At 59.1% G+C, this 26,216-nt stretch carries 31 protein-coding genes; 20 read left to right on the top strand and 11 right to left on the bottom strand.

All coding sequences use genetic code 11. The features are described from left to right. The first annotated feature begins 184 nt into the window (after positions 1 to 184). Positions 185 to 1,075 (top strand): ABC transporter substrate-binding protein, encoded by an 891-nt coding sequence (locus KGB25_RS20790; protein ID WP_404943260.1) that lies wholly within the window; start codon positions 185 to 187, stop codon positions 1,073 to 1,075. Positions 1,076 to 1,175: 100 nt separating this feature from the next. Beyond that, complete coding sequence (locus KGB25_RS20785) at positions 1,176 to 2,075, top strand: polysaccharide deacetylase family protein (RefSeq protein ID WP_223436488.1); 900 nt, start codon at positions 1,176 to 1,178, stop codon at positions 2,073 to 2,075. A gap of 78 nt (positions 2,076 to 2,153) precedes the next feature. Here the strand turns inward: KGB25_RS20785 and KGB25_RS20780 are convergent, their stop codons facing one another. Next, positions 2,154 to 2,873, bottom strand: coding sequence for an Imm52 family immunity protein (locus KGB25_RS20780; protein ID WP_008043243.1), 720 nt, complete (start codon positions 2,871 to 2,873; stop codon positions 2,154 to 2,156). Between the two features lie 156 nt (positions 2,874 to 3,029). Between KGB25_RS20780 and KGB25_RS20775 the strand changes: the two genes are divergently transcribed. After that, positions 3,030 to 3,272, top strand: coding sequence for a DUF1652 domain-containing protein (locus KGB25_RS20775; protein ID WP_008043245.1), 243 nt, complete (start codon positions 3,030 to 3,032; stop codon positions 3,270 to 3,272). A 614-nt stretch (positions 3,273 to 3,886) separates the two neighbouring features. Here KGB25_RS20775 and KGB25_RS20770 read toward each other — a convergent pair. Then, the gene (locus KGB25_RS20770; RefSeq protein ID WP_223436486.1) at positions 3,887 to 4,783 is read right to left on the bottom strand and encodes a LysR family transcriptional regulator; all 897 of its coding nucleotides are present in this window, start codon (positions 4,781 to 4,783) and stop codon (positions 3,887 to 3,889) included. A gap of 124 nt (positions 4,784 to 4,907) precedes the next feature. Here KGB25_RS20770 and KGB25_RS20765 point away from each other — a divergent pair, with 124 nt between their 5' ends. The 9 genes from KGB25_RS20765 (at position 4,908) to KGB25_RS20725 (ending at position 13,395) form a co-directional block, all read left to right on the top strand. Further along, positions 4,908 to 6,056, top strand: a complete 1,149-nt coding sequence (locus KGB25_RS20765; protein ID WP_192229235.1) for a muconate cycloisomerase family protein — start codon at positions 4,908 to 4,910, stop codon at positions 6,054 to 6,056. A 10-nt stretch (positions 6,057 to 6,066) separates the two neighbouring features. Beyond that, positions 6,067 to 6,357, top strand: coding sequence for a muconolactone Delta-isomerase (gene catC, locus KGB25_RS20760; RefSeq protein WP_008029082.1), 291 nt, complete (start codon positions 6,067 to 6,069; stop codon positions 6,355 to 6,357). Between the two features lie 54 nt (positions 6,358 to 6,411). Next, a complete protein-coding gene (catA, locus tag KGB25_RS20755; RefSeq protein ID WP_008029084.1) occupies positions 6,412 to 7,341 on the top strand; it encodes a catechol 1,2-dioxygenase in 930 nt (309 codons plus the stop codon). 283 nt (positions 7,342 to 7,624) lie between these two features. Continuing rightward, positions 7,625 to 8,584: an AraC family transcriptional regulator gene (locus KGB25_RS20750; RefSeq protein WP_008044866.1), complete on the top strand. Its 960-nt coding sequence runs from the start codon at positions 7,625 to 7,627 to the stop codon at positions 8,582 to 8,584. A gap of 273 nt (positions 8,585 to 8,857) precedes the next feature. Continuing rightward, positions 8,858 to 10,219: a benzoate 1,2-dioxygenase large subunit gene (gene benA, locus KGB25_RS20745; protein ID WP_207286245.1), complete on the top strand. Its 1,362-nt coding sequence runs from the start codon at positions 8,858 to 8,860 to the stop codon at positions 10,217 to 10,219. Beyond that, on the top strand, positions 10,219 to 10,707 hold the full coding sequence (gene benB, locus KGB25_RS20740; RefSeq protein ID WP_223436484.1) for a benzoate 1,2-dioxygenase small subunit: 489 nt from the start codon (positions 10,219 to 10,221) through the stop codon (positions 10,705 to 10,707). The genes benA and benB overlap by 1 nt, the downstream gene beginning before the upstream one ends. A gap of 10 nt (positions 10,708 to 10,717) precedes the next feature. Next, complete coding sequence (benC, locus tag KGB25_RS20735) at positions 10,718 to 11,731, top strand: benzoate 1,2-dioxygenase electron transfer component BenC (protein WP_223436483.1); 1,014 nt, start codon at positions 10,718 to 10,720, stop codon at positions 11,729 to 11,731. 152 nt (positions 11,732 to 11,883) lie between these two features. Beyond that, positions 11,884 to 12,657 carry a 1,6-dihydroxycyclohexa-2,4-diene-1-carboxylate dehydrogenase gene (locus KGB25_RS20730; protein ID WP_008029096.1) on the top strand — a complete coding sequence of 258 codons (774 nt, stop codon included), beginning with the start codon at positions 11,884 to 11,886 and terminating at the stop codon, positions 12,655 to 12,657. 39 nt (positions 12,658 to 12,696) lie between these two features. Beyond that, positions 12,697 to 13,395, top strand: coding sequence for an alpha/beta hydrolase (locus KGB25_RS20725; RefSeq protein WP_223436481.1), 699 nt, complete (start codon positions 12,697 to 12,699; stop codon positions 13,393 to 13,395). A 6-nt stretch (positions 13,396 to 13,401) separates the two neighbouring features. Here KGB25_RS20725 and KGB25_RS20720 read toward each other — a convergent pair whose 3' ends face one another. Then, positions 13,402 to 13,764 carry an NUDIX hydrolase gene (locus KGB25_RS20720; RefSeq protein ID WP_032832890.1) on the bottom strand — a complete coding sequence of 121 codons (363 nt, stop codon included), beginning with the start codon at positions 13,762 to 13,764 and terminating at the stop codon, positions 13,402 to 13,404. 222 nt (positions 13,765 to 13,986) lie between these two features. Here KGB25_RS20720 and KGB25_RS20715 point away from each other — a divergent pair, with 222 nt between their 5' ends. Next, entirely contained in the window at positions 13,987 to 14,190 is a 204-nt protein-coding gene (locus KGB25_RS20715) for a hypothetical protein (RefSeq protein WP_008029102.1), read from the top strand. A 43-nt stretch (positions 14,191 to 14,233) separates the two neighbouring features. Here the strand turns inward: KGB25_RS20715 and osmE are convergent, their stop codons facing one another. Together osmE and KGB25_RS20705 are read right to left on the bottom strand one after the other, a co-directional pair. Next, the gene (gene osmE / locus KGB25_RS20710; RefSeq protein WP_008044854.1) at positions 14,234 to 14,593 is read right to left on the bottom strand and encodes an osmotically-inducible lipoprotein OsmE; all 360 of its coding nucleotides are present in this window, start codon (positions 14,591 to 14,593) and stop codon (positions 14,234 to 14,236) included. A gap of 14 nt (positions 14,594 to 14,607) precedes the next feature. Beyond that, the gene (locus KGB25_RS20705; RefSeq protein ID WP_008029106.1) at positions 14,608 to 14,847 is read right to left on the bottom strand and encodes a hypothetical protein; all 240 of its coding nucleotides are present in this window, start codon (positions 14,845 to 14,847) and stop codon (positions 14,608 to 14,610) included. Positions 14,848 to 15,017: 170 nt separating this feature from the next. Here KGB25_RS20705 and KGB25_RS20700 point away from each other — a divergent pair, with 170 nt between their 5' ends. Both KGB25_RS20700 and KGB25_RS20695 read left to right on the top strand, forming a co-directional pair. Continuing rightward, positions 15,018 to 15,236: a hypothetical protein gene (locus KGB25_RS20700; RefSeq protein WP_008044853.1), complete on the top strand. Its 219-nt coding sequence runs from the start codon at positions 15,018 to 15,020 to the stop codon at positions 15,234 to 15,236. Between the two features lie 70 nt (positions 15,237 to 15,306). Further along, positions 15,307 to 15,642 (top strand): hypothetical protein, encoded by a 336-nt coding sequence (locus tag KGB25_RS20695; RefSeq protein WP_008044852.1) that lies wholly within the window; start codon positions 15,307 to 15,309, stop codon positions 15,640 to 15,642. Positions 15,643 to 15,748: 106 nt separating this feature from the next. Here KGB25_RS20695 and KGB25_RS20690 read toward each other — a convergent pair whose 3' ends face one another. Continuing rightward, positions 15,749 to 16,306, bottom strand: a complete 558-nt coding sequence (locus KGB25_RS20690; protein WP_192229247.1) for an RrF2 family transcriptional regulator — start codon at positions 16,304 to 16,306, stop codon at positions 15,749 to 15,751. A 266-nt stretch (positions 16,307 to 16,572) separates the two neighbouring features. Between KGB25_RS20690 and KGB25_RS20685 the strand changes: the two genes are divergently transcribed. The 5 genes from KGB25_RS20685 (at position 16,573) to KGB25_RS20665 (ending at position 22,201) form a co-directional block, all read left to right on the top strand. Further along, positions 16,573 to 17,775, top strand: coding sequence for an NAD(P)/FAD-dependent oxidoreductase (locus tag KGB25_RS20685; RefSeq protein ID WP_207286240.1), 1,203 nt, complete (start codon positions 16,573 to 16,575; stop codon positions 17,773 to 17,775). Positions 17,776 to 17,957: 182 nt separating this feature from the next. Then, complete coding sequence (locus tag KGB25_RS20680) at positions 17,958 to 19,247, top strand: NAD(P)/FAD-dependent oxidoreductase (protein ID WP_223436479.1); 1,290 nt, start codon at positions 17,958 to 17,960, stop codon at positions 19,245 to 19,247. Positions 19,248 to 19,273: 26 nt separating this feature from the next. Further along, the gene (locus tag KGB25_RS20675) at positions 19,274 to 19,828 is read left to right on the top strand and encodes a helix-turn-helix domain-containing protein (RefSeq protein ID WP_008029115.1); all 555 of its coding nucleotides are present in this window, start codon (positions 19,274 to 19,276) and stop codon (positions 19,826 to 19,828) included. Positions 19,829 to 19,851: 23 nt separating this feature from the next. Then, entirely contained in the window at positions 19,852 to 21,198 is a 1,347-nt protein-coding gene (locus KGB25_RS20670; RefSeq protein WP_207286238.1) for a glutamine synthetase family protein, read from the top strand. A 493-nt stretch (positions 21,199 to 21,691) separates the two neighbouring features. Further along, entirely contained in the window at positions 21,692 to 22,201 is a 510-nt protein-coding gene (locus KGB25_RS20665; protein WP_081500240.1) for a hypothetical protein, read from the top strand. 453 nt (positions 22,202 to 22,654) lie between these two features. Here KGB25_RS20665 and KGB25_RS20660 read toward each other — a convergent pair whose 3' ends face one another. The 5 genes from KGB25_RS20660 to KGB25_RS20640 all read right to left on the bottom strand — a co-directional run bounded on the left by KGB25_RS20660 (position 22,655) and on the right by KGB25_RS20640 (position 26,142). Then, entirely contained in the window at positions 22,655 to 23,245 is a 591-nt protein-coding gene (locus KGB25_RS20660; RefSeq protein WP_162130711.1) for a helix-turn-helix domain-containing protein, read from the bottom strand. A 53-nt stretch (positions 23,246 to 23,298) separates the two neighbouring features. Then, a complete protein-coding gene (locus KGB25_RS20655) occupies positions 23,299 to 23,460 on the bottom strand; it encodes a hypothetical protein (protein WP_207286235.1) in 162 nt (53 codons plus the stop codon). A gap of 341 nt (positions 23,461 to 23,801) precedes the next feature. After that, complete coding sequence (locus KGB25_RS20650) at positions 23,802 to 24,596, bottom strand: ABC transporter ATP-binding protein (protein ID WP_008039792.1); 795 nt, start codon at positions 24,594 to 24,596, stop codon at positions 23,802 to 23,804. Between the two features lie 13 nt (positions 24,597 to 24,609). Beyond that, positions 24,610 to 25,371, bottom strand: coding sequence for an ABC transporter permease (locus tag KGB25_RS20645; RefSeq protein ID WP_223436477.1), 762 nt, complete (start codon positions 25,369 to 25,371; stop codon positions 24,610 to 24,612). Between the two features lie 9 nt (positions 25,372 to 25,380). Next, positions 25,381 to 26,142 carry an ABC transporter permease gene (locus KGB25_RS20640; RefSeq protein WP_008029130.1) on the bottom strand — a complete coding sequence of 254 codons (762 nt, stop codon included), beginning with the start codon at positions 26,140 to 26,142 and terminating at the stop codon, positions 25,381 to 25,383. Positions 26,143 to 26,216: the final 74 nt, after the last annotated feature.

Below are 26,216 nucleotides of genomic sequence, written 5' to 3'. Positions count from 1 at the left end.
TCTGTCGGCTCACTGTTGCCGGGTGAACAGTGTTGACTGACAGTCATGAGCTTATGCGTAAATCGAATTTAAAAAGCGTCCTGTAAGAGCGTTATGGTCTATGCCATTCACTCTCAAGGAGCCCTCGATGAACCTGTCCAGATTCGTTCGCAGTTTGCTGACCAGTGCGTTGTTTGCTGCGCCAATGGCCTACGCCGCTGAGCCCGTTGTCCTGCATGTCGGTGATCAGAATTACTACAACGTGCGCGCTTCGGTGGAGGCTTCGGGGGTGCTGGATGGGGCGCCTTACACCGTTGACTGGAAGCATTTTCAGGCCGCTGCACCGCTGGCCGAAGCGTTGAACACCGGGGCGCTGGACGTGGGTTTTCTGGGCGATTCAGGCTTCCTGTTCCTCGCTGCAAAGCAGGCGCCGGTCAAGCTGATCGGCGTCTCGCGGCAGAACCCGGACACCATCGCCTTGCTGGTGCCCAAGGACTCGCCGGTCAAGACCATCGCCGATCTCAAGGGCAAGAAAGTTGCCTACTGGCCCGGCGCCTGGAGCCAGCAATTGACCCTGCGCGCCTTGCAACAAGCTGACCTGCCGGAGGACTACGTCGACTTCATCAAGCTGATGCCGATCGATGCCGCCGCCGCGCTGCCCCAGGGCAGCATTGATGCCTTCCCGGTCTGGGAACCCTACATTTCCCAACAGATTCTGTTCTCCGGCGCGCGACCGATTCTCACCGCCAAGAACCTCATGCCAGGCCTCAGCGCCATCGCCGCTTCGACGCCGTCAATCGACAGCAAGCGCGAAGCCATCGCCGACTTCCTGGTTCGCCTGAAAAAGGCACGGGCCTGGGTCGACAATCACACCGACGAATATGCCGATCTGTGGGCGAAGAAGGCCAATCTTGACCAGAACGTCTCGCGTCACTGGTTACGCCAGGCTCACATGACCGTCGGCCCGGTGGATGCACAGGCTGCTAAGGACCTGCAAAGCACGGCGGATTTTCTGTTCAAGGTCAAAGCACTGCCGACAGCGCTGGCGACCGCGCCGATTATCGACAACTCGTTCGAGCAGGCGTTTACCCAGTAATCGACAATGCCGGGCAGCACCGGAACCAAACACTGTGTACCCTGATCCAAACCGCGCCCGCACAACTGTGCGGGCTTAACGGTCCGGCTCAAGGCACAACATGAAACAGCTGTTCAAGATTCTCAGCGCACTCGCCATTGCCGTCGGGCTGGTGGGTTGCATCGCTGCTCCCATCGAAATGACACCGCAAACCGAACAGCGTCTGCACGCGCAAGCACCGATCCGGTTTCTGCTGACGTTCGACGACGGTCCCAGCGCGTCGAGTTTCTGGAACCCGACGATGACCATCCTCGACAGTCTCGCCACCAACCCGGTGCAGCCGAACCTCAAAGCGGTGTTCTTTGTGCAGACCGGCGCGCCACGGGCGGGCGACAGCGACATCGGCCGTGAGGTCATGCGCCGCGAGCATGCCGATGGGCAGATTCTCGGTTTCCATACGGCCACCCACTGGCACACCAATCACCGTTCTCTGAGCCCGGAAGAACTGGAACAGTCATTGACCAAAGGCAGTGCCGACATCGCCGCCATCACCGGTGCGCCGCCGACCCTGGTACGGCCGCCTTTCTGGAACTACGACAAACGGGTTTTCGCCGCTTATCAAAAGCACGGCATGCACGTGTTGCTGACCGACCTGAGCGCCAACGACGGCAAGATCTGGGGTTTCAACGCCAGCCCCCGGCGTCGGGCCAACATGCTGCGGCAGATGTCGGAGGTGCGCGAGCGCATCGCATTGGGTGAGTTGCCGACGGTGGATGGGGTGATCCCGGTGGTGGTGACCTTCCACGACCTCAATCGCTACACGGCCCGACATGCCCGCGAATACCTGCAAATCCTTCTCGACAGTGCGCAGGCGACCGGCGTGAAAACGGCGCAGAAGCCGTTTTACGATGATCAGGCTGAACTGCAACGGGCGGCCATGGCGCGCACCGTTCGCGACAGTGCGCAACCGGTGAAATTGCCGGGGGTCTGGAACTGGATCTGGGGAGCGGATGCGCAGTGATCAAAACGCAAGACTCACGGGCCCTTCGCCGGCAAGCCGGCTCCTGCAGATGATCGCTGTCGTTCACATGTGCACGATTCAGTTCATAAACAACGGCAAATAACCAAGCTCTACCAGTTTGGTATCAATATCCCCAACCTGTCCGAAGTGGTCGAGGTTTTGCTCATTCATGACTTCAGGACAGCTGACGATAATGGTCCCCCTGTCGGGCACGGGAACCAGTTTGTGTGCCTGAGGGAAGTCTTCCTGTTTCAACGGTTGCGGGCAAAAGCCAATCCATCCAATTGTCTGTCGGTCCTTGAAAACACGACCTTTTCTGAAATAGTTGGCCGGTACCACGGTGACCCAGTCAATTTCTGGCCAGATATTCACGGCCAGATTGATAATTTTTGTGAATGTCTCTTCCGGGTGCGCAAGCTTCATCAACAAAGCACCAGCGTCCTCGAAGGACATGGCTGACACTGAATCGAGGTTGTGCGCGCTGTAATGAAAGGCGACTCCGCCCTCAAGCGGATCCTGGATGGCATTCCAGACCGAAAATTCGGTCAGGTCGGGAAGGTCAGGATCATGAGCGCGCTTAACTTTGTCGATCAGCGCTTGAGTGTTGTTACTGACGTTAGTTGAAAGCGAGTCTTTCAGGCTTTTCCCTTGCAAATACCAGTTGGCCAGAAGCGGACTGATTGCACCCACCTGACGCAAAAACTCGGCAGCTTTTTCGACCTGCGTTTCAAGCGTAAGTGAGGTAATGGCCTGCTTGTTGAACCTGAAGGTAAAAATGAAGCTTTTGAAATTTGTCATGCTGACACCTTGAATGCTTTGCTCTTAACCGGCACCTAAAGTTTTCCGAATTGAGACACAAATAACATTTGTCCCAAGTATTCGCCCGAGCAGGCTTGGTAGGCCCATCTATTCTCAAAGGGTCAATCCGATCAACCGCCACCCGAGACACCCTTTATGGTTTCAGTTCCAGAACTTTGCCGCATTGTGGAGTCCGGTTTTCAACCGCTTTCCTGCGCCTGCACGGTGAATCCTGACGGGTCGCTACGGATCAAGGTTTTCGAGCGCTCCACCGGCAGGATTGATCTGCTGATCACCGGCGTGTCACCCGCGCAACTGAGCAGCGCTCGTGCTATTTCAAACCTGATTGGCGAATTTCACACCGAAATGCGCGCCGGTCGCCGCGCGTTTGCCGGCTGAGGAATAACCGCAAAACCTGTAGGAGTCCGGCTTGCTGGCGATGGCGATCTCACGGACGCCATTGCCGGCAAGCCGGGCTCCTACAGGTTTTGCGTAAACCCTCAATCCCGAACACCTCCACGATCTGTAGGAGCCGGCTTGCTGGCGATGGCGATTTCACGGACGCCATCGCCGGCAAGCCGGGCTCCTACAGGTTTTGCATAAACCCTCAATCCCGAATACCCCACAATCTGTAGGAGCCGGCTTGCCGGCGATGGCGATCTCATGGACGCCATCGCCAGCAAGCCGGGCTCCTACAGGTTTTGCGTGAACCCTCAATCCCGAACACCCCCACAATCTGTAGGAGCCGGCTTGCTGGCGATAGCGATCTCACGGACGCCATCGCCAGTAAGCCGGACTCCTACAGGTTTTGCGTAAATCCTCAATTCCGAACACCCCCACAATCTGTAGGAGCCGGCTTGCCGGCGATGGCGATCTCACGGACGCCATCGCCAGCAAGCCGGGCTCCTACAGGTTTTGCGTAAACCCTCAACCCCGAACACGCCCGCAATTTGTAGGAGCCGGCTTGCCGGCGATGGCGATCTCGCGGGCGCCATCGCCAGCAAGCCGGGCTCCTACAAAGCGTTCAGCTGTTGCGGCGATAATTCATCGATCATCCACAAACAATGATTCAACCCTGGCGACACGTCGCCCACGCGTCGGCTGAGGATGATCGGCGAGGTCGCATTGTCTTCCAGCAGCGGCGTGAAGCCGATGTCGTCGCGGTGCAGCAATTGCACCGAGGCCGGCACCAGGGTGACGCCGATTCCTGCGCCCACCAGGCCGATGGCGGTTTGCAGTTCGTTGGTCCACTGCGCCACGTGAATGCTGACGCCATAGGATTCGAATAGCCCGATCACATGGTCGGCGTAGCTGGGGCGCGGGTTGCCGGGGTACAGCACGAAAGGTTCCTTCGCCAGTTCGCGCAGGCTGATCGGCCCGGCCAGTAGCGGATGACCGGCGGGCAGGGCGGCGACCAGCCGGTCTTCGGTCAACACCGTCTGGATAATGGCCGGGTCGTCGATGCGGATGCGGCCGAAACCGATATCGATCCGACCGGCCTTGAGCGCCTGCACCTGTTGCAGCGTGGTCATTTCCGAGAGGCCCAGTTCCAGCTCCAGAGGCTCGCCGCTGCGCAAACGGCGAATCAGTTCCGGCAGCACGCCATAGAGTGTCGACGGCGCAAAACCAATCCCCAGCCAGGTTTTTTCCCCCAGGCCGATGCGTCGCGTGTTGTCGCAGACCTTGCCCAGTTGCTCCAGCAGGGCAGTGCTGTGCTCATGGAAAAACCGTCCGGCGTCGGTCAGCTTCAGCGGCCGTCCGCGATCCAGCAGCAACACCCCGAGTTCATCCTCCAGTTGCTGAATCTGTCGGCTCAGTGGCGGTTGGGCAATGTGCAGCAGTTCGGCGGCGCGGGTGAAGTTGAGGGTTTGAGCCAACACCTGAAAATACCGCAGGTGACGCAGTTCCATGAGGCCTCCGCAAAGCAGTTTGCATACCTTAAAGGTATCAAGTCAGACCAATTCTATATTGGCTTCCCGAAAAAAGCCGTACCAGAATCGGTTCCAGAATTTTAAGAACCTGACGGGTATCGACATGCTTGCAACTGCCATTGAATCGATCGAGACGATCATCGTCGATCTGCCGACCATCCGCCCGCACAAGCTGGCGATGCACACCATGCAGAACCAGACGCTGGTGATCATTCGCGTGCGCTGCGCCGATGGCATTGAAGGCATTGGCGAATCCACCACCATCGGTGGCCTGGCGTATGGCAATGAAAGCCCGGACAGCATCAAGACCAACATCGACCGGCACTTCGCGCCGCTGCTGCTGGGGCAGGACAGCGCCAACGTCAACGCTGCGATGTTGCGCCTGGAGCGCAGCATCCGTGGCAACACCTTCGCCAAGTCAGGTATCGAAACCGCGTTGCTCGATGCCCAGGGCAAACGCCTTGGCCTGCCGGTCAGCGAACTGCTGGGCGGCCGCGTTCGGGATGCGCTGCCAGTGGCCTGGACCCTGGCCAGCGGTGACACCGACAAGGACATCGCCGAAGCGGAAAAAATGCTCGACCTGCGCCGCCATCGCATCTTCAAACTGAAAATCGGTGCCGGCGAAGTCAATCGCGATCTGGCCCACGTCATCGCGATCAAGAAAGCCCTCGGCGATCGCGCCAGCGTGCGGGTCGATGTCAATCAGGCCTGGGATGAAGCCGTCGCGTTGCGCGCCTGCCGGATTCTCGGCAGCAACGGCATCGACCTGATCGAGCAGCCGATTTCGCGCAATAACCGCTCGGGCATGGCGCGCCTGAACGCCATCAGCCCGGCGCCAATCATGGCCGACGAATCCATCGAGTGCGTGGAAGATGCGTTCAACCTGGCCCGAGAAGGTGCGGCTTCGGTGTTCGCCCTGAAGATCGCCAAGAACGGCGGCCCACGCGCTGTGCTGCGAACCGCCGCGATTGCCGAAGCGGCGGGCATCGGCCTGTACGGCGGCACCATGCTCGAAGGTGGCATCGGCACGCTGGCTTCGGCCCATGCCTTCGTCACGCTGAACAAACTGGCGTGGGACACCGAGCTGTTCGGCCCGCTGCTGTTGACCGAAGACATTCTCAGCGAGCCGCTGGTCTATCGCGATTTCGAGCTGCACGTGCCGAAAACCCCTGGGCTGGGCCTGAACCTCGATGAAGAACGCCTGGCGTTTTTCCGTCGCGACAAGACATCCACTGCCATTCATCAAGCCTGAGGAGAGCATTATGCTGTTCCACGTAAAGATGACCGTGAATTTGCCGGTCGACATGAACCCCGAACGCGCCGCGCAGCTCAAGGCTGACGAAAAAGCCCTGGCCCAGCGTCTGCAGGATCAAGGCAAGTGGCGTCACCTGTGGCGCATTGCCGGGCTCTATGCCAATTACAGCGTGTTCGATGTCGACAGCGTTCAAGAGCTGCACGACTTGCTCATGCAATTGCCGCTGTACCCGTACATGGCGATCGAAGTCACCGCGATGTGCCGGCATCCTTCTTCCATCCGCGAGGATGACCGCTGAACCTGGCCTGTTCAGTTCGCCACGCTAATAATTACAAGATGAGGAACCCATAAAATGAACGTAAAAATTTCCCACACTGCCAAAGCCCAGAAGTTTCTCGAAGAGGCCAGCGGCCTGCACAACGATGCCGGCAATCCGCGCACCAAAGCGCTGATCTACCGCATCCTGCGTGATTCGGTGAACATCATCGAAGACCTCGCCGTGACCCCGGAAGAGTTCTGGAAAGCCGTCAATTACCTCAACGTGCTGGGTGCGCGCCAGGAGGCTGGACTGGTGGTGGCCGGGTTGGGCCTGGAACACTACCTCGACCTGCTGATGGACGCCGAAGACGAACAGGCCGGCAAGGCTGGCGGCACGCCGCGCACGATCGAAGGCCCGCTGTACGTGGCCGGTGCGCCGTTGTCCCAAGGTGAAGCGCGTCTCGATGATGGCGTCGATCCGGGTGTGACGCTGTTCATGCAGGGCCGTGTGTTCAATACCGCCGGCGAACCGTTGGCCGGTGCGATTGTGGATGTCTGGCACGCCAATACCGGCGGCACTTATTCGTACTTCGATACCACGCAATCCGAATTCAACCTGCGTCGACGCATCGTCACCGACGCCGAAGGTCGCTACCGTTTCCGCAGCATTGTGCCGTCGGGTTACGGCTGCCCGCCGGATGGTCCGACCCAGCAACTGCTCGATCAACTGGGCCGTCACGGCCAGCGTCCGGCGCACGTGCACTTCTTCATCTCGGCGCCGGATCATCGTCACCTGACCACCCAGATCAACCTCGACGGCGATCAATACCTGCACGACGATTTTGCCTATGCCACCCGTGACGAGCTGATCGCGAAAATCACCTTTAGCGATGATCAACAACGCGCAGCGGCGCATGGCGTCAGCGGTCGTTTTGCCGAGATCGAATTCGATTTCACCTTGCAGTCGTCCGCCCAGCCGCAAGAGCAGCAGCGTCACGAGCGGGTTCGCGCTCTGGAGGACTGATCTCTATAACGGTGGGACCATTGTGGGAGCGAGCCTGCTCGCGAAAGCGGAGTGTCAGTCAACATTGATGTTGAAGCTGATGGCCCCTTCGCGAGCAAGCCCGCTCCCACATTCGACCGTGTTTCTTCAGTGGGACTACGGTCAAAATGTGGGAAGGGCCGGGCGACGTTCGTTTGCTCGCGAAAGGGCCAGAATATTCCACATGTCGATCAACTGACACACCGCCGCAAGCACTGCCTTAGAATGACCCGTCGCACCCCATAAAAACAACGAGAGTGACCCGATGATGCAAGCGCAACTGTTGAGTCAGCGCAGCTCCGTATTCGACCATGCCGACCCGTACGCGGTGTCGGGCTACGTCAATCAGCATGTCGGTAATCATTGCATCCTGATGCCGCGCGCCGGGCAACCCCTGGCCAGTCTCAATCATCGCAAGTTTGCCAGCCTCGACCTGTGCCGCATCAGCTATGGCGGCAGCGTGCGGGTCACCTCGGGCGCACTGGAAAGCATCTATCACCTGCAAGTGTTGCTGCGTGGCAACTGCCTGTGGCGCGGGCACGGCCAGGAACATTACTTCGCGCCCGGCGAGTTGCTGCTGATCAATCCCGACGATCCGGTGGACCTGACGTACTCTGACGATTGCGAAAAATTCATCCTCAAAGTTCCCACAACGTTGCTTGAGTCCGTGTGCGACGAGCAGCGCTGGCGCTATCCGGGGCAGGGCGTGCGGTTTCTGGAGAACCGTTACCAGCTCAATGAACTCGAAGGGTTTGTCGGGTTGCTGGCGATGATTTGCCAGGAAGCCGAGGCCACCGAGCAGATTCCCAAGGTGCAGGAGCATTACGCACAGATTATCGTCAGCAAGATGCTCAGCCTGATGCAGACCAACGTCAGCCGCATCAACCTCGGCTCACAGACGGCCACGTTCGAGGTAATTGCCGACTACATCGCACGCCACCTCAAGCAGGACATCGACAGTGAAGAACTGGCGCGTCAGGCACGGATGAGCCTGCGTTCACTGTATGGCTTGTTCGAGCGCAACGCCGGCACCACGCCGAAAAACTACATCCGGCAGAAACGTCTGGAGCGTATCAATGCCTGTTTGAGCGACCCGACCTGTAATGTGCGTAACGTTACGGAAGTGGCGATGGATTATGGGTTTCTGCATTTGGGGCGATTCTCCGACAACTACCGCAAACAGTTCGGCGAGTTACCGTCGGACACCCTCAAACGCCGCGAGTGATCGCAGGTACACCACGAACTGTAGGAGCCGGCTTGCTGGCGATTCAAACGACGCGGTCTATCTGACACGCCGCATCGCCTGAATCGCCAGCAAGCCGACTCCTACAGAATGGTGGTGTGTCTGGCACACCGCGTTGCGTCGATCGCCGGCAAGCCGGCTCCTACATCGGTCTTTGCACTAAACGGATAAAGGTCTGCACCCAGCGGATAGTCCACCCCATTGCCCCGTCCTAGCATGAGCCTTGCCTGAACAATAACAATGGAGGCGGCGGCCATGACCCTGCGACCCGAATATCTTCAATCCCTGCTTGAGGACGATCCAGAACAAGGCATCTACCGCTGCAAGCGCGAGATGTTCACCGACCCACGGCTGTTCGACCTTGAGATGGAACACATCTTCGAAGGCAACTGGCTGTACCTGGCGCACGAAAGCCAGATCCCCAACAAAAACGATTTCTACACCACCACCATGGGGCGCCAGTCGATCTTCATCGCGCGCAACAAGGACGGTGAGCTCAATGCCTTCATCAACGCCTGCAGTCACCGTGGTGCGATGCTTTGCCGACACAAGTCCGGCAACAAAAGCTCGTACACCTGCCCGTTCCATGGCTGGACCTTCAACAACTCCGGCAAACTGCTGAAGGTCAAAGACCCGGCAGCGGCCGGCTACCCGTCGAGCTTCAACTGTGAAGGCTCCCACGACCTGACCAAAGTCGCCCGTTTCGAATCCTATCGCGGCTTCCTGTTCGGCAGCCTCAAGGCTGATGTGGTGCCGCTGGTTGAGCATTTGGGCGAGTCGGCGAAGATCATCGACATGATCGTCGACCAGTCCGCCGACGGCCTGGAAGTGCTGCGCGGTTCGTCCAGCTACATCTACGAAGGCAACTGGAAACTCACCGCCGAAAACGGCGCCGACGGTTACCACGTCAGCTCGGTGCACTGGAACTACGCCGCCACCCAGAACCAGCGCAAACAGCGCGAGGCCGGCGACACCAACCCGACCATGAGCGCCGGCAGCTGGGCCAAGCAGGGCGGTGGTTTCTACTCGTTCGACAAAGGCCACATGCTGCTCTGGACCCGTTGGGCCAACCCCGAGGACCGTCCGCTGTACGAACGTCGCGATGAGCTGGCCAAGGACTTCGGCAAGGCCCGCGCCGACTGGATGATCGAAAACTCGCGCAACCTGTGCCTGTACCCGAACGTGTACCTGATGGACCAGTTCAGCTCGCAGATCCGCATCGCCCGGCCGATCTCGGTCAACCGCACGGAAATCACCATTTACTGCATCGCCCCCAAAGGCGAAAGCGATCACGCCCGTTCGAGCCGGATTCGTCAGTACGAGGACTTCTTCAACGTCAGCGGCATGGCCACCCCGGACGATCTGGAAGAGTTTCGCTCCTGCCAGACCGGTTACCAGGGCAGCGTGACCGCCTGGAACGACATGTCCCGTGGCGCCGAGCACTGGGTCGAAGGCGCCGATGAGGCGGCGAAGGAAATTGACCTGCATCCGTTGCTCAGCGGTGTGCGCACCGAGGACGAAGGCCTGTTCGTGTTGCAGCACAAGTATTGGCAGCAAACCATGCTCAAGGCTCTGGCTGCCGAGCAATCGAAGCTGATTGCCGTGGAGACCGTGTAATGACCATCACCTATGAATCCGTGCGCGACTTCCTCTACCGCGAAGCGCGCTACCTTGATGACCGGCAATGGGACGAATGGCTGGAGTTGTACGCCACGGATGCGACGTTCTGGATGCCGTCCTGGGACGACAACGACGAACTGACTGAAGACCCGCAACGGGAAATTTCGCTGATCTGGTACGGCAACCGCACGGGTCTGGAAGACCGCATCTTCCGTATCAAGACCGAGCGTTCCAGCGCCACCGTGCCGGACACCCGCACCTCGCACAACATCAGCAACATCGAGCTGCTGGAACAGTCGGACGGCCTGTGCAAGGTGCGCTTCAACTGGCACACCTTGAGCTTTCGCTACAAGACCGTCGACAGCTATTTCGGCAGCAGTTTCTACACCCTCGATATGCGCGGCGAAAACCCGCTGATCAAGGCCAAGAAAGTGATCCTGAAGAACGACTACGTTCGCCAGGTCATCGATGTTTACCACCTGTGAGGCGGCCGTCATGACTCATTCCATCGCATTTAATTTCGAAGACGGCGTCACCCGTTTCATCGACGCCAATGCCGGCGAAACCGTGGCCGATGCCGCGTATCGCCAAGGCATCAATATTCCGCTGGATTGCCGCGACGGCGCCTGCGGCACGTGCAAGTGTTTCGCCGAGGCTGGCCGCTACGACCTGGGCGAGGAATACATCGAAGACGCGCTCACGGCGGAGGAAGCCGAGCAGGGTTTTGTCCTGACCTGTCAGATGCGCGCCCAGAGCGATTGCGTGGTTCGGGTGCCGGCCTCTTCGGAAGTCTGCCGCACCCAGCAGGCCAGTTTTGAAGCGACTATCAGCGCCGTGCGCCAGTTGTCCGACAGCACCATCGCACTGTCGATCAAGGGCGATGCGCTGAGCAAACTGGCGTTCCTGCCAGGGCAGTACGTGAACCTCGGGGTTCCCGGCAGCGAGCAGACCCGCGCTTATTCGTTCAGCTCGTTGCAGCGCGACGGCGAGGTCAGTTTCCTGATCCGCAATGTGCCTGGCGGTTTGATGAGCAGCTTCCTCACCGGCATGGCCAAGGCCGGCGACAGCATGAGCCTGGCCGGGCCGCTGGGCAGTTTTTATCTGCGCGACATCCGTCGGCCGTTGTTGCTGCTGGCCGGTGGTACGGGGCTTGCGCCATTCACCGCGATGCTGGAAAAAATCGCCGAGCAGGGCAGTGAACATCCGCTGCATTTGATCTACGGCGTGACCAACGATTTCGACCTGGTGGAAATGGATCGGCTGGAAGCCTTCGCCGCGCGAATCCCGAATTTCAGCTTCAGCGCCTGCGTCGCCAGCCCCGACAGCCTGCACCCGCTCAAGGGCTACGTGACCCAGCACATCGAGCCCAAACACTTGAACGAGGGCGACGTCGATGTGTACCTGTGCGGCCCGCCGCCGATGGTCGAGGCGGTCAGCCAATACATTCGCGAGCAAGGCATTGCGCCGGTGAATTTCTACTACGAGAAGTTCGCTGCCAGCGCGGCATAACCCTGAGTGACCACGTCCCCCTGTAGGAGCTGGCTTGCCAGCGATGGACGTTAACGATAACGCGTTTTTACAGGATTAATGCGGTGCCTGTGCGTCCATCGCTGGCAAGCCAGCTCCTACAGGTCGAGAGCGATTTTCGATTCGAGGTAGGTATGAACAGATTTCACGAAAAAGTCGCGTTGATCACCGGTGCCGCCCAAGGCATCGGCCGGCGTGTTGCCGAGCGCATGGCGGCGGAAGGGGCGCGCTTGATTCTGGTCGACCGCTCCGAGCTGGTGTTTGAAGTGCAGCAGCAATTGGGGAAGGACAGCCAAGTGCTCGCGCTGACTGCCGATCTTGAGCAGTACGGCGAATGCAACCGGGTGATGCAAACCGCCGTCGAGCGCTTCGGTCGTCTCGACATCCTCATCAACAATGTCGGCGGGACGATCTGGGCCAAACCGTTCGAACACTACGAAGCCGAGCAGATCGAGGCCGAAGTCCGCCGCTCGCTGTTCCCGACGTTATGGTGCTGCCATGCCGCGCTGCCGTTCATGCTGGAGCAGGGCAGCGGCGCCATCGTCAACGTCTCGTCCATCGCCACGCGCAGCATCAACCGTGTGCCGTACGGTGCGGCGAAGGGCGGGGTGAATGCGCTGACCGCGTGCCTGGCGTTCGAAACCGCCGGTCGTGGCGTGCGGGTCAATGCCACGGCGCCCGGTGGCACTGAAGCGCCGCCGCGAGTGATTCCGCGCAACAGCGCCGAACAGAGCGCCGAAGAAAAAGTGTGGTACCAGCAGATCGTCGACCAGACGCTCGACAGCAGTTTGATGAAGCGCTATGGCACGCTGGATGAGCAGGCAGGCGCTATTCTGTTTCTGGCCAGCGACGAAGCGTCCTATATCACCGGCATGATCATGCCGGTGGGTGGTGGCGACCAGGGCTGACAGCGTTCGCCAACAACCCCATCAAACGGAGTCAACGTGATGAGTGAAAAACCCACGATCGTGCTGGTCCATGGTTTTTGGGGCGGTGCCGCCCACTGGAACAAGGTTATCGCCGAACTGCTGAAAAAGGGCTACACCCGCATCCGCGCGGTCGAGATGCCGCTCACGTCGTTGGCCGATGATGCCGAGCGCACGCGCAAAATGGTCGCGCAAGAGGCGGGGCCGGTGCTGTTGGTGGGGCATTCCTATGGCGGTGCGGTCATCACTGAGGCCGGCGATCAAGCGAATGTCGTGGGTCTGGTGTACATCGCCGCGTTCGCGCCGGATGCAGGTGAAAGTCCCGGCGCCATCACTCAACGGCATCCGCCCGCTGCCGCCGCAAACCTGGCGCCCGACAGTGATGGTTATTTGTGGGTCAGACCGGAGCGTTACCACGAAAGCTTCTGCCAGGACCTGCCCGCAACCGAAGGACTGGTTATGGGCATCACCCAAAAAGCCCCCTTGGCCGGCACGTTTGGCGATGCGATCACTACGGTGGCGTGGAAGAGCAAACCGTCGTGGTATCAGGTGTCGACCGACGACCGGATGATCGCGCCGCAAAACCAGCAGTGGATGGCGGGGCGGTTGAACGCCAAAGAGATCCTGACGTTGCACGCCAGTCACGCCTCCCTTGCCTCGATGCCGGTCGAAGTGGCGGCGTTTATCGACAAGGCGGCAACGGCAGTGGCCAAGGCCTGACCCACCTTACAGGCGACGCTGAAACGCTCTGACGATTCGCAGCGTGGCGTCGCTGGTTTTCAGGTTCTGCACGGCGTCCAGCGGATACCACAGGCAGTCGAAGATTTCATTTTGCGGTCGGGCCTTGGACGAGTTGAGCACCGACGCCTCGTAAACGTGGTGTCGGGTGCCGCCCGTTTCCAGTTGCATCAGGTACAGCATGTCGTCGACCCCAAGCCCGGTCTCTTCCTGAAGTTCACGCATGGCGGCGCCTGCCGCGGTTTCTCCGGGCTCGACCTTTCCGCCGGGCAACGTCCAGCGACACCTTGGCTTGCGCACAAGGAGAACGTGCCGGTCCTGCTCACAAATGACGGTTGCGCGTACTTTCATGTGTTACCTGAGTGCTTGCTGTCATAAATCAGTAATAAAAATGCAATATTCAGGCCGCCCAAGGCTGCACGGGCCTCTTGGCTGGTTAGAGGTCTCACAGGGGCTGAAAGTGCAACCGAATGGCGGAATCCTGTCGCGACGTCTGGTCGGCACCTCGGCAAAGGGCGGGTGTAAGGTAGGCAGGTCAATCCTGGACATCAGTACCGAAAATGGAGGTGACTTATGAGCGTTCCGATGCTGAATAAGATGCACATGAACGGTTATGACGTACTTAGCGTGAGCAATGGCCCATGGCGGGTGTGCACCCAAGGTGACCAACTGGGCGCTTTTGCCAGCCGGGAAGAGGCACTGGCCTTTGCCGCGGCACTTCCCGGTTACAAATCCCGGGCCAAAAGGCCGGCGAGCAACCAGACGACGGTCAAGTAAAACGCTTCTAGCCCCGGTTTTTTCCGGGGCTTTTCATTTTGGCTCAGTAACCGCCGCCACCGCCGCCGGTGCTATGGGAAGACTCCCTGGCTTTTGTTTGCAGGCGGCTCCATTCCGCACAGGTGATGAAGCTCGTGTGGTCGACCTTGCCCCGGTTATCGAAACTGACGTTGTACGCTTGTTGATGGCCGGCTTTCGTCAGCTTGTAGTCATAGCAAGTGCCAGGCACAGCCGTGCGTTCGGTGATGGTGTGAGGCGGCCCGCCGATTTGCTCGACCTGATCCTTGCTCATTCCGGTCTCGACTTTGGCGACCAACGGGAGGTCGCCATAGAGGCGTGATTCAGTGCTGCAGCCCGCCAGCGCTGCCAGTACGACAACCAGCGCGAATAAAGGCTTGTTCATGGCCGCGCTCCTGTTCAGTGAGCTTTGTTGCGACTGATGGCCTTGGCTTTCACTTCTTCGGCATAGCCTGCCAATCGCTGTTCGTCGCCCTGAAACAGGTCGCACAGCCTCAGCACCGCCTGCGCATCGACATCATTGCCAGACAGCTTTAACTGGTCTGCCAGGCGCAAAAGCTCGACCGCCGACCACCTCAGGTCCGATGCAACGCTTTGCAGGTCACGTCGAAGTTCGTTTTCAGATTCGTTGAGCCACATGACGATCTCCAGAAAACCTCTGCTACGAAATTTTAGTCCCATTTCCCTGGACAGGGCGTTTTGTTCGTCCGAACTGCCAATGCTGCCTTTGGTCGGGAAGATGCACGCGAGCGAAAAGATTTGCTGTCGTATTGAAGTGGCGAATTTCCGCCGGGGCGAGGCAATTTCAAATGACGACGACCGATGACTTCAGGGTTCACGCGCATGAGCTGATGGTCGATCTGGACGCGGCGACCACGGAGATGATGAAGCTGATTTCCGCTCATCAACTCAGCGGCCCGGAATGGGAGCGGGTCACTCAATGGCAGCACGAAGCGTATGAACGATGGATGACTTTCCTGAACGAACGGCCCGCTGCGCATCCCGGCCAGAGCACCGAAAAACGCTGAGAAAGGCTCAATGAATGGATGTCTGCAAGACGACGCGCTACATTTCCTTTTTTTTGAATAGGGGGGCGTCATGCGGACGTTGATTGCGGGAGTCGTGGTGGCGTTACTGGCGGGGTGCTCCTTGCCTGCGTCGCTGGTGCCGGGTGAGCCGAATGTCAGCAAATACAGTGAGAAGGCGCCGAAGGAGTATGCCGCCTGCGTATTGCCGGCGTGGCAGAAAGAGATTTCCAATACGACTCAAACGCCGATTTCCAATGGCTACCGGATCAAGGCGCCGAGCATCATCACGGCCGACGAAATTCTGGATATCGTGAAATCGAAAGACGGCAGCCGGGTTTCGCTGTATCAAGGGCCGCCATGGGCCAAGTCAGGCGCACTGCGTCAGGCGGTTCGGGACTGTTTATAGCGGCGTTTGATGGATCGCCATCGCCAGCAAGCCGGCTCCTACAAGGACACCGCAATTTCCTGTAGGAGCCGGCTTGCTGGCGATGGCGTCAGTCGCCAAACACATTTCAAATGTTGGTAACCACAATGGTCTGTTCGTCAGCGGCCGGGGCAGCGCTTTTCTTGTCCCGGCGATCACTCATCCAGTTATCAACCTGAGCACTGAACTCCGAGGGCGCCTTTCGTCCGACTTTCCTGGCGAGATCCAGGATGGTCTGCTGGGCGAGGGCATCTTCCATGCGTTTCTGCGCCGTCATCATGACCGCATGGACCGAGCAATGGCCTGACACCGCCCAATCCGGGGCGGAACCTTCGAACAGGGCGCAACGCCCGCGAATTTCCCGGCAATCGAAAATCAGCTTTTGGCCGTCGATGGCATTGACGATATCGAGCACGCTGATTTCGTCGGAGGGCCGGGCCAGCTTGAATCCGCCGCGCACGCCTTCAGTGGCGACCACCAGTTTTGCCTTGGCCAGTTTGGTGAAAATTTTCGCCAGATAGTCCAGTGGCACGCCTTGCAGTTCTGCGAGGTCACGCACGCTTGCCTCACGGGTGTCGCCGCAATTGCCCACCAGGAAAATCAGGCAATGAATGCCGTACTCAACGCCAGCGCTGTAAAGAGACATTTGGATCTCCGACTAATCTTGTCGCAAATGTTAGCAGCTGAAGGTTAGGCAGGCAACGAATCCCGTCGGCGCATCTCTCTGTGTATTACCCATTGTGCATGGGTAAAGCCTCTCTCGGTCGAGCCATCGAACCTTTCGATGGCAACCATCAGAAAAAACCGATTGCGTTAATTAACTAGGATCAATACAGTCGTAGTTGTTCGGTCGGCACTGGCAAGCGCACGACCTCTACGAATTCATTGATCGGCCTTCTCACGGAGTTAAAGATGAAACAGCACATTCTGGTAATCGGCGCAGGTTTCGGTGGCATGTGGACGGCTTTGAGCGCCACACGTCTGTTCGACATTCATGGTCACAACGACGTAGAAGTCACCGTCCTGGCCCCGCAGGCCGAGCTGCGCGTGCGTCCGCGGTTCTATGAGCCGAACGCGCACCAACTGGCCGCGCCGATTGGCGAGTTGTTCGATGCGGTGGGCGTGAAGTTCATCAAGGGCGCCGCAGAAACCATCGACGTCGGGCAAAAACGCGTGGGTTATGTCGACGCCTCGGGTGCGAAACAGGTGTGCAGCTACGACAAACTCGTTCTTGCCACCGGCAGCCGTCTGGCGATTCCGGCGACCGCCGGCGTGGCTGAGCACGCGTTCGATGTCGACCAGATCGAACAAGCCGTGCGCCTGGAAAACCATCTGAAATCCCTGGCCAGCCTGCCGGAAAGCAAAGCCCGCAACACCGTGGTGGTGGCCGGCGGCGGCTTCACCGGGATTGAAACGGCGACCGAGATGACCGCACGTCTGCGTGCCATTTTGGGCGATCAGGCCGACGTCGAGGTGATCATTGTCGATCGTGGCGAGAAAATTGGCGGGTCGATGGGGGCTGAAATCGCCAAGTCGATCGAAGAGGCCAGTATTGAAACCGGCGTGAAATGGCACTTGAAGGCTTCGGTACTTTCCGTCGATGCCAACGGCGTCACTCTGAGCGACGGCCAGCGTATCGAGGCCAAAACCGTGGTCTGGACCACCGGCGTGCGCGCCAGTTCGCTGACCGAGCAGATCCCTGCCGAACGCGATCACCTGGGCCGCCTGCACGTGGACAGCCACCTGAAAGTCATCGGTCAGGACGATATCTTTGCCACCGGCGATGTGGCTTACGCGGCCTCGGACGACATCGGCAACTACGCCTTGATGACCTGCCAACACGCCATCGTATTGGGGCGTCACGCCGGCAATAACGTTGCCGCGCAGATCCTGGGCGTGGACCCGACGCCGTACAGCCAACCCAAATACGTCACCTGCCTGGACCTGGGGGCCTGGGGCGCGGTGTACACCGAGGGCTGGGACCGTCAGGTCAAATTGGTGAAACAGGAAGGCAAGAACCTGAAGACGCAGATCAACACTGTGTGGATCTACCCGCCGGCAGCTGATCGTGCAACCGCATGGGCCGCAGCAGATCCGCTGATCCCGATCGCTTGAGTCGCTGAGCGGAAATCACCCGAATCCCTGTAGGAGCGAGCTTGCTCGCGATGGAGTGTCAGCCACATAAGGTTGACTGACACACCATCGCGAACAAGCTCGCTCCTACAGGTTCTTGCGTTCGTGAAATAACGTGTGTATTTTTTCATGAAATTTAAATAATAAAATTTCATGAGGCCCGCATGTTCCAGCAATCCACCCGCCACGTCGCCAGTTACTACGCTCACACTTGCGCAGATCGCTTGGTGGAACGTGCGGCGTTGGAGGGCGAGCACGACACCGACGTGTTGATCATCGGCGCCGGCTTCAGTGGTTTGCACACAGCATTGCGACTGGCCCTGGCGGGCAAACGCGTGACGCTGCTGGAAGCCAGTCGAGTGGCTTGGGCGGCGTCGGGGCGCAATGGCGGCCAGGCCATTCTCGGTTGGTCGTGCGATATGCCGCCTCTGGAGGCCGCGCTGGGTTATGAGCGTGCGCGGCGCTTGTGGGACGGCATGCGCTGGGCTGCGCAGGAACTGCGCGCGCTGCCCGACCGGCATGAATTCGATTGTGATTATCGGCCCGGCCACCTCTGGACATCGGTGATGCCGCGACGGGTGAGCCTGCTGACCGAGTGGCAACACGAGGCGAGCCACAAATGGGGCCACGATGGATTGCAATTCATTCCCCGTGAGCAGTTGCCGCAATGGGTCGCCAGCGAGCGCTACCAGGCGGGCCTGTTTGATCCTGAAGGCGGACACCTGAACCCGTTGAAACTGGCACTTGGCCTGGCGGCGGCCATCGAGCGCGCCGGTGGTCGTATTCATGAACAAAGCAAGGCGCTGAATTACCGCGAGGAGGGTGGCCGGTACGTGGTCACCACTGAGCGCGGACGCATCCGGGCCGATGTGCTGGTGCTGGCGTGCAACGCCTATCTGGACCGGCTCGATCCGCAGCTATCAAGTTGTGTGTTGCCGGTCGGCACCTATCAGGTGGCCACCGCGCCGCTCTCGCAAGCGCAGGCGACCGCGCTCCTGCCAAGCAATGTCTGCGTCACTGACAATCAGTTCGTTCTCGATTATTTCCGTCGTACACCGGATAACCGCTTGCTGTTCGGCGGCGGTTGCACCTACCTGGGCGGCATGCCGAAGGACATCGCTGCCGCGACCCGGCCGTTCCTGCAACGGGTATTTCCTCAGCTCCAGGGCGTCGAACTGGAATTCGCCTGGGGCGGCCATATCGACCTCACGCTCAAACGCACACCTGACATTGGCCGACGCGGCGATCTCTATTGGCTGCAGGGTTATTCGGGCCACGGTGTGCTGCCGACCCTGGCCGGCGCCCGCGCCGTGTCCGACGCGATACTTGGTCAGGCGGATGAGCTGGGCTTGTATCAGGGCCTGGTCAACGGCAGCTTCCCCGGCGGCAAATACATGGCTGCGCCCCTGGAGGCCATCGGCAAGGCCTGGTATCGGTTGCGCGACAGCCTTTGAAACGCACATTTTCTGGAAGCTTTCAGATGGACATGCAAGAAGAGATTTCGGCGCTGGCGATCCTGATTCAGGACCTGCGCAAACACAAGAAATACACGCTCAAGGAACTGGCGGACAAGATCGGTCGCTCCGTCGGTTTTCTTTCGCAAGTCGAGCGTGGATTGTCACGTCCGACCGTGGCGGACTTGACCGCGATCAGCGAAACCCTCGGCGTGCCGACCACCTATTTCTACAGCCTGCCCAAACCCATGGCCTTGCCGTGGGTGACCCGTCCGGACGAGCGCCGCACGCTGTATTACGCCGACGGCATCACCGACATTCTGGTCTCGCCGAAAATGCGCGCCTCGTTCTCGATGCTCGAAAGCCGTCTTGAACCCGGCGCCAGCAGTGGTGACCGGCACATGGATGACAGCTCGGAGCAGGGCGGTTACGTGCTCGAAGGGCAACTGACACTTTGGCTGGATGACAATCAACCGGTCACTCTGGGGGCCGGGGACAGCTTTCAACTCGCCAGCCATACCCATTGCCGCTACGGCAATCTCACCGATCAGCTCACCCGGGTGCTCTGGGTTTACACCTGATAAAAACAACAAGGAACAACATGATGGATGCTGTCTGCTCTGATCTGGTTGCTGAAGTGCGCGCATTTCGGCAGCGCTTTCCGGATGTGCGCTACGTCGACCTGATTTCCCTGGACATCCCGGGGCATTTCTACGGCAAGCGCTATCCGATCGAGATGCTCGAAAAGGTCGCCGCCGGCAGCGCGCTCAAGCTGCCGCAGAATTGTGTATTGCTCGGCACTCAAGGCGGGCTGTTCAAAATCGGCGACTACTGTTTCAACGACGGCGACCCGGATGCGCCCCGTCGGTTGGTGCCGGGTACGCTGAAAATCGTCGACTGGGAAAAACAGCCGCTGGGGCAGATGTTGATCACCTCCAGCGGCACTGAAAAACCGATCGTCTTCGAGCCACGGGAAGTGCTGGCGCAAGTGCTGGAGCGCCTCGCTGGCAAAGGGATCTTTCCGGTGGTGGCTTTCGAACTGGAGTTCTACCTGTTCGATCGCCAGTTGCGTGACGGCTTGCCGCAGTTTGCGCGCGATCCGCTGACCGACGATGCGGACGATCAGCCGAACATGCACATCGAACGGCTGTCGCGGTTTGCGCCGGTGCTCGATGAAATGGTCGAGACGGCGCGGGCGCAAGGCATCGACACCACGGTGATTACTGCCGAACTGGGCCCGGGGCAGTTCGAGATCAACTTCGGTCACCTGGATGACGGCCTGCGGGCTGCCGACTGGGCGGCGCTGTTTTGCCGCAGCACCCGTGGCGTGGCGCTCAAGCACAACTACCGCGCCAGTTTCATGGCCAAGCCTTACTTGCAGCACCCCGGCAGCGGCATGCATGTTCATGTGAGCCTGTACGACGAGGCGGGCAATAACCTTTTAGCGGCCAATGACCAACAGCCGCTGCGCCATGCCGTGGCCGGTTGCCTTGAACTGTTGCCGCATTGCATGCCGATCTTCGCGCCGAACCACAATGCGCTGCGTCGCTTGAGCGGCACCGTGAATGTCGCGACGCGTGCCAGTTGGGGCTTTGAAGATCGGGACGCCTGCTTGCGGGTTCCTGAGTCGGACGCGAAAAACCTGCGCATCGAACATCGCCTCGCCGGTGCCGATGCCAACCCGTATCTGGTGTTGGCGGCGATTCTGGTCGGGTTGGAACAAGGACTTGAAACCGGTCGTCAACCGATAGCACCGTTGAATGAAGATCGCAGCAGTGGCATCAACTTCCCGCTGGAGATGCTGGAGGCCGTTCAATCCATGCAACACAACGCGCAGTTGCGTGAGGGATTGGGTGCGGAGTTTGTAAATGTCTACTGCGAAAACAAGCGTCAGGACCATTTGGCATTTATGCAGGACATCAATGCACGTGAATATCGCTGGTACTTGTAGTTGACTGCTTGTCGTCACTCGACCTTAAAAAAAGTGTGGATATTTAAGGACTTGGAAAGATTAGTAACCAGGTGGTGAGTCAAAATATCTTGTTACACGGTGAAATATTCCGTAATATCCGCACCGCGTTCACCACCACGGTTTATGCATTTTTAAATCCCAGGCGTCCATCAGCTGCCTGGGATTTTTTTTTGCCTGAAATAAGCTGTGCTTCAAAAAATATTCATTCAGTTAGAACGATTATTTCTTTCGGTTATTTAAATAGACCTCTTCTGCATATCCATAACCGTGAAATCAGCGTTGTGGATCGGGTTGTGTCTGCAATCAAATCCGAATGGCGGTTAAGGCAGAAATAGACGTTCCATCCACCTCGTTAAAGCTGCCCCAGCATCAAATTCCGCTGTTCGATGGTCATCTTGTTGCCCCCGGTCCAATCCTTAGAATCGGCGCCATCAGCTTCGTCCAACTATTCAAACCTTTGGGGAACAACACCATGATGAACGCCATGCAGATGCAAATGCCGATGAACGCCAACATGCCGATGATGCCGATGATGGGCATGCCGATGATGATGGCGACCATGACGTGCGAAATGATGGACGACGGCATGATGTGCAAAATGATGCCGGCCGCTGGCATGGACATGGCGATGTTCAAGAACAGCGCAGAAATGATGCAGATGATGATGAACTGCGGCATGCCGATGATGATGCACTGCGGCAACATGAGCATGATGTGCATGTCCCAGGCGGCCATGGCCATGCCGATGATGAACATGATGATGCCAATGCCGATGATGGGCATGCCGATGCCGTCGATGAAGTGCGTGATGGAATGCACCATGATGGCTGACGGCATGATGTGCAAAATCATGCCGATGGCGGGCATGAACATGGACATGATGAAAAACTGCTGCACCCTGATGATGAAAATGATGAACGATTGCAGCATGCCGATGATGATGAGCTGCAATGGCATGCCGATGATGTGCTGCACCTGCTGATCTCGAGCGACAGCCATTAAAAAGCCCGGCCAATGCAGATTGGCCGGGCTTTTTTATGTGCTGTTTTTTGTAGGCGCCAGGCTTGCCGGCGAAGGCGTATTTGGGATCGCCATCGCCGGCAAGCCGGCTCCTACAATGTCTGCGTCGTTCGATGAGTTGGAGTTGACCACCTACCCTGTAGGAGCCAGGCTTGCCGGCGAATGCGTACTTGAGATCGCCATCGCCAGCAAGCCGGCTCCTACAGTTTGATGTCGTCCGAAAAAATAGCGGTAACCACGACCCTGTAGGAGCCAGGCTTGCCGGCGAAGGCGTATTTGGGATCGCCATCGCCGGCAAGCCGGCTCCTACAATGTCTGCGTCGTTCGATGAGTTGGAGTTGACCACCCACCCTGTAGGAGCCGGCTTGCCGGCGATGGCGTCAGCAGAGCCGCCATCACCCGCAAGCCGGTTTTGTCAGTCGAGGCGTTCCGGGTAAGTCACCACCAGATACGCCACCGCTTCACTGTCCGCCGGGTTGCGATAGCGGTGGGGTTGGTCGGCGTAAAACAGGATCGAATCGCCGGTGGAAAGCAGGTAGCGTTCGTCGTTGACGCTGATTTCCAGTACGCCCTGCGAAACCACCAGGTTCTCCTGGACGCCGGGGCCATGGCCCTCGGAGACGTCCTCCCCCAATGGGCTCAAGCGCAGTTCGTAAAACTCCGATTGGCGCGCCACGTCAAACGGGAACAGCGCTCGGCTGACAAAGGCGCCGCTGGCGCTGACCAGGCGTTTGCTCTGGCTCGCCGATAACACGGCCACCCCTTCAAAGGCCCGATGTTCAAGAAATGCGGCCACCGAAACCTTCAAGCCTTTGGCGATTTTGCACAGCACTTTGATCGACGGCACGCTGCGTCCGGATTCGATCTGCGCGAGCATCGCCCGGCTCACACCGCATTGTCGCGCAAGGGCGTCGAGGGATAGGTGACGCTTGCCCCGCAGGCGTTGCAGGTTTTGCGCGACCCGCTCGCAGATCGGGTCTTCTTCCAGTGATTCGAGGTTGTTCAGGTCCAGCACGGGTTCGTCAGCGCTCGCCAGAAAGCGCGAGGGGTTTTGTGTATTCACGCCTGACGAGTCTCGGTCGAACGCGAAGCCTGAACCCACTGAAAGGCCTGCAGGCCAGCATTGCGTGCATACATTTCCCACATGGCCCGTGCCCGTTGCTGCGCTTGTTTGCGTTTGCGGTAGTTGGCGAAGTCGATGATGTTGGCGGTCGGATTCATAGGGCTCTTCACTGTCGTGGTGAATGACGGGATGGTCTGAGACTACGCGGATATTTTTATAACGATAAATACTGTTTATGTATTTATTAATTCCTTTTGGTTCTTTTGAAAGCCAACTGCCAGGAGGACTCTAAATGCCCCCTGACCCTGTAGGAGCCGGCTTGCTGGCGATTGAAGCGACGCGGTGTGTCAAGCCAGACGCCATCGCCGGCAAGCCAGCTCCTACAGGATTCTGTGTTTATCAAATGACCTTGTAGGAGCCGGCTTGCCGGCGATGGCGGCGCATCGGACACACCGCGTCGCTTCAATCGCCAGCAAGCCGGCTCCTACAGGTCCAGCGTTTAATGCCCCACCAATTCCTCAAGCAGCTGTTCCTTGTACCCCTGCAAAACCGTTGAAGCCCGGTCCCGTGGGTGGGGCAGGTCGACCTTGATTTCGTGCTTGATCCGGCCCGGGTGGGCGTCCATCACGATGACCCGGTCGCCCAGGTACAGCGCTTCTTCGATGTCGTGGGTGACCATGATCACTGTGCAGCGCTGTTGCACCCAGATGCGTTGCAACTCGTGTTGCAGGCGCACCCGGGTCAAGGCGTCGAGGGCGCCGAGGGGTTCGTCGAGCAGCAGCACTTTCGGTTGGTTGATCAGTGCGCGGGCGATGGCCGCGCGCTGCGCCATGCCGCCGGACAACTGGTGTGGGTAGGCGTTTTCAAAACCTTCGAGGTTGACCAGCGCAATGTGCTCGGCCACCAAACGGTCCTTTTCTGCCTTGGACAACGGATGGTTTTTCAACGCCAGGGCAATGTTCTGGTTCAGGGTCATCCACGGAAACAGCCGATGGTCCTGAAACACGATCCCGCGTTCCAGGCTGGTGCCGACCACCCGTTTGCCATCCAGCAGAATGTCGCCTTCATAGTCGTCCTCCAGCCCGACGATCAGCCGCAGCAGCGTCGACTTACCGCAACCGCTGGCACCGACGATGCTGACGAACTCACCGGGACGAACGTCGAGATTGATCTGCTGCAGCACCGGCAAAGGCTGGCCTTCGATCCGGTAGGCCTTGCTGAGGCCGCGAATCTGCAGCGCACCGGTGTGTAATGAGGTGCTGTGTGGCACAGCGTGTTGGGCAATTGCGTTCATGGTTATCGGCCTTTCAGCGAATGTTGCGCCAGCGCAGCAGATGGCGGCTAAGAAGAGTGAACAGCAGGGTCATCAGGTAACCGCAGAGGCCGATGCACAGCACGCTGAGGACGATGACTTCCATGCGTGAGCCGGCTTCGGCGTTCATCATCAGGTTGCCCAGGCCGGCGCCCGAAGACAGGAACAGTTCGCTGCCTACCGCAGTGACCCAGGCAAACGCCAGCGCATGCAGCACGCCGGTGGCAATGCTCGGCAGCGCCGCCGGCAGCAGCACATGACGAAAGCGTTGCCGGCGGCTCAGCACCAGCACCTGGCCGACCTCGCGATAGCGCTTCTCGACATGGCTGAAACCCTGATACGTGTTGAGGACCATCGGATAGAACGCCGCGAGACTGACGATCAACACTTTGGAAAACTCGCCATTGCCAAACCACATGGCGATCAACGGAATCCAGCCGAGCATCGGTACCTGGCGGATCGAATGAAACAGCGGTCCGACCAGCCGATTGGCCACAGCCGACAGCGCCATCAGCACCCCCAGTAGCACGCCGAAGACAATCCCCAGTGCCAGGCCGGTGCTGGTGCGGGCCAGACTGGCCAGCAGGTTCACCAGCAACTCGCCGTTGGCCAACAGTTCAATCAACGCTGCGCCGATCGCGGACAACGGCACAAAGGCGTACGCGCCGGCGGCACCCTGGCGCGACAGGTATTCCCAGCCGCCGATCAACAGCAGCGGCAGCAGCAGGCCACGGGATTTGGCAAGCAATCGAATCATCATCGGCTCCTAGCGGGTCTGCCAGCGGAACAGCCGCTGTTCCAGTTGGCGAAAGGTGAAGTCCAGGGCGAAACCGATAACGCCGGTCACCACAATCCCGACCATCACCACATCAATGCGCAACATCTGCCGGCTCATTTCGATCATCTGCCCCAGACCGCTGTCGGCGGCCAGCAACTCGGTGGCCACCAACACCACCCAGGCGCGGGTCAGGCTGATGCGAAAACCGGTGATGATCGGCGGCGCGGCAGCGGGCAGGGCGATGGCGCGAACAAACGTCGGCCAGCGCAGGCGATACACATCGGCGACTTCGAAGTAGCTGCGCGGAATGGCCTTGACCCCTTCACTGGCGGCCAACGCCACCGGGAAGAACGCGGTCTTGGCGACGATGATGATCTTGAAGGTTTCATCGATGCCGAACAGCAGCACAAACATCGGGATCAGCGCGATGCTGGGGATCTGACGCAGGGTATGGAACAGCGGCGAGCAGTAGATCTCGACGTTCTTCGACAACGCCATCAGCACCCCGAACGCCAGGCCCAGCAGCGAGCCGATGCCGAAACCCAGCCCCAGCCGTGACAGGCTGTTGAGCAAGTGGTCGAGCAGCTCACCGCTGGCCGACAGTTCCTCGAAGGTCTGCCACACCTGAGCGGGCGGGACGAGCAGGTTGCGCGGGAAAATCCCGGCCTCGGCCACCACCGCCCAGAGCAACAGCAGGGCGGCAGGGGAGATGAGCCAGGTCAGGGAAAACAACAGACGTCGGGTACGCATGGCGGGTCTTATTTCGGCGAAGTACCGCAGGGATATCGCAAGAGCTGTGCCAGCCGCGATGCACCTGGCAACAC

This window comes from Pseudomonas sp. BF-RE-21 (genome assembly GCF_019947305.1).
In the GTDB taxonomy this organism is placed as follows: Bacteria; Pseudomonadota; Gammaproteobacteria; order Pseudomonadales; family Pseudomonadaceae; genus Aquipseudomonas; species Aquipseudomonas migulae.
Note: the sequence above shows the minus strand (reverse complement) of the source record. Positions and strands in the feature narration are given on the sequence as shown.

Coding starts and splice junctions, on each gene's coding strand:
- KGB25_RS20790 (WP_404943260.1), top strand. CDS start 185: ATGGCCTACGCCGCTGAGCCCGTTGTCCTGCATGTCGGTGATCAGAAT.
- KGB25_RS20785 (WP_223436488.1), top strand. CDS start 1,176: ATGAAACAGCTGTTCAAGATTCTCAGCGCACTCGCCATTGCCGTCGGG.
- KGB25_RS20780 (WP_008043243.1), bottom strand. CDS start 2,873: ATGACAAATTTCAAAAGCTTCATTTTTACCTTCAGGTTCAACAAGCAG.
- KGB25_RS20775 (WP_008043245.1), top strand. CDS start 3,030: ATGGTTTCAGTTCCAGAACTTTGCCGCATTGTGGAGTCCGGTTTTCAA.
- KGB25_RS20770 (WP_223436486.1), bottom strand. CDS start 4,783: ATGGAACTGCGTCACCTGCGGTATTTTCAGGTGTTGGCTCAAACCCTC.
- KGB25_RS20765 (WP_192229235.1), top strand. CDS start 4,908: ATGCTTGCAACTGCCATTGAATCGATCGAGACGATCATCGTCGATCTG.
- catC (WP_008029082.1), top strand. CDS start 6,067: ATGCTGTTCCACGTAAAGATGACCGTGAATTTGCCGGTCGACATGAAC.
- catA (WP_008029084.1), top strand. CDS start 6,412: ATGAACGTAAAAATTTCCCACACTGCCAAAGCCCAGAAGTTTCTCGAA.
- KGB25_RS20750 (WP_008044866.1), top strand. CDS start 7,625: ATGATGCAAGCGCAACTGTTGAGTCAGCGCAGCTCCGTATTCGACCAT.
- benA (WP_207286245.1), top strand. CDS start 8,858: ATGACCCTGCGACCCGAATATCTTCAATCCCTGCTTGAGGACGATCCA.
- benB (WP_223436484.1), top strand. CDS start 10,219: ATGACCATCACCTATGAATCCGTGCGCGACTTCCTCTACCGCGAAGCG.
- benC (WP_223436483.1), top strand. CDS start 10,718: ATGACTCATTCCATCGCATTTAATTTCGAAGACGGCGTCACCCGTTTC.
- KGB25_RS20730 (WP_008029096.1), top strand. CDS start 11,884: ATGAACAGATTTCACGAAAAAGTCGCGTTGATCACCGGTGCCGCCCAA.
- KGB25_RS20725 (WP_223436481.1), top strand. CDS start 12,697: ATGAGTGAAAAACCCACGATCGTGCTGGTCCATGGTTTTTGGGGCGGT.
- KGB25_RS20720 (WP_032832890.1), bottom strand. CDS start 13,764: ATGAAAGTACGCGCAACCGTCATTTGTGAGCAGGACCGGCACGTTCTC.
- KGB25_RS20715 (WP_008029102.1), top strand. CDS start 13,987: ATGAGCGTTCCGATGCTGAATAAGATGCACATGAACGGTTATGACGTA.
- osmE (WP_008044854.1), bottom strand. CDS start 14,593: ATGAACAAGCCTTTATTCGCGCTGGTTGTCGTACTGGCAGCGCTGGCG.
- KGB25_RS20705 (WP_008029106.1), bottom strand. CDS start 14,847: ATGTGGCTCAACGAATCTGAAAACGAACTTCGACGTGACCTGCAAAGC.
- KGB25_RS20700 (WP_008044853.1), top strand. CDS start 15,018: ATGACGACGACCGATGACTTCAGGGTTCACGCGCATGAGCTGATGGTC.
- KGB25_RS20695 (WP_008044852.1), top strand. CDS start 15,307: ATGCGGACGTTGATTGCGGGAGTCGTGGTGGCGTTACTGGCGGGGTGC.
- KGB25_RS20690 (WP_192229247.1), bottom strand. CDS start 16,306: ATGTCTCTTTACAGCGCTGGCGTTGAGTACGGCATTCATTGCCTGATT.
- KGB25_RS20685 (WP_207286240.1), top strand. CDS start 16,573: ATGAAACAGCACATTCTGGTAATCGGCGCAGGTTTCGGTGGCATGTGG.
- KGB25_RS20680 (WP_223436479.1), top strand. CDS start 17,958: ATGTTCCAGCAATCCACCCGCCACGTCGCCAGTTACTACGCTCACACT.
- KGB25_RS20675 (WP_008029115.1), top strand. CDS start 19,274: ATGGACATGCAAGAAGAGATTTCGGCGCTGGCGATCCTGATTCAGGAC.
- KGB25_RS20670 (WP_207286238.1), top strand. CDS start 19,852: ATGGATGCTGTCTGCTCTGATCTGGTTGCTGAAGTGCGCGCATTTCGG.
- KGB25_RS20665 (WP_081500240.1), top strand. CDS start 21,692: ATGATGAACGCCATGCAGATGCAAATGCCGATGAACGCCAACATGCCG.
- KGB25_RS20655 (WP_207286235.1), bottom strand. CDS start 23,460: ATGAATCCGACCGCCAACATCATCGACTTCGCCAACTACCGCAAACGC.
- KGB25_RS20650 (WP_008039792.1), bottom strand. CDS start 24,596: ATGAACGCAATTGCCCAACACGCTGTGCCACACAGCACCTCATTACAC.
- KGB25_RS20645 (WP_223436477.1), bottom strand. CDS start 25,371: ATGATTCGATTGCTTGCCAAATCCCGTGGCCTGCTGCTGCCGCTGCTG.
- KGB25_RS20640 (WP_008029130.1), bottom strand. CDS start 26,142: ATGCGTACCCGACGTCTGTTGTTTTCCCTGACCTGGCTCATCTCCCCT.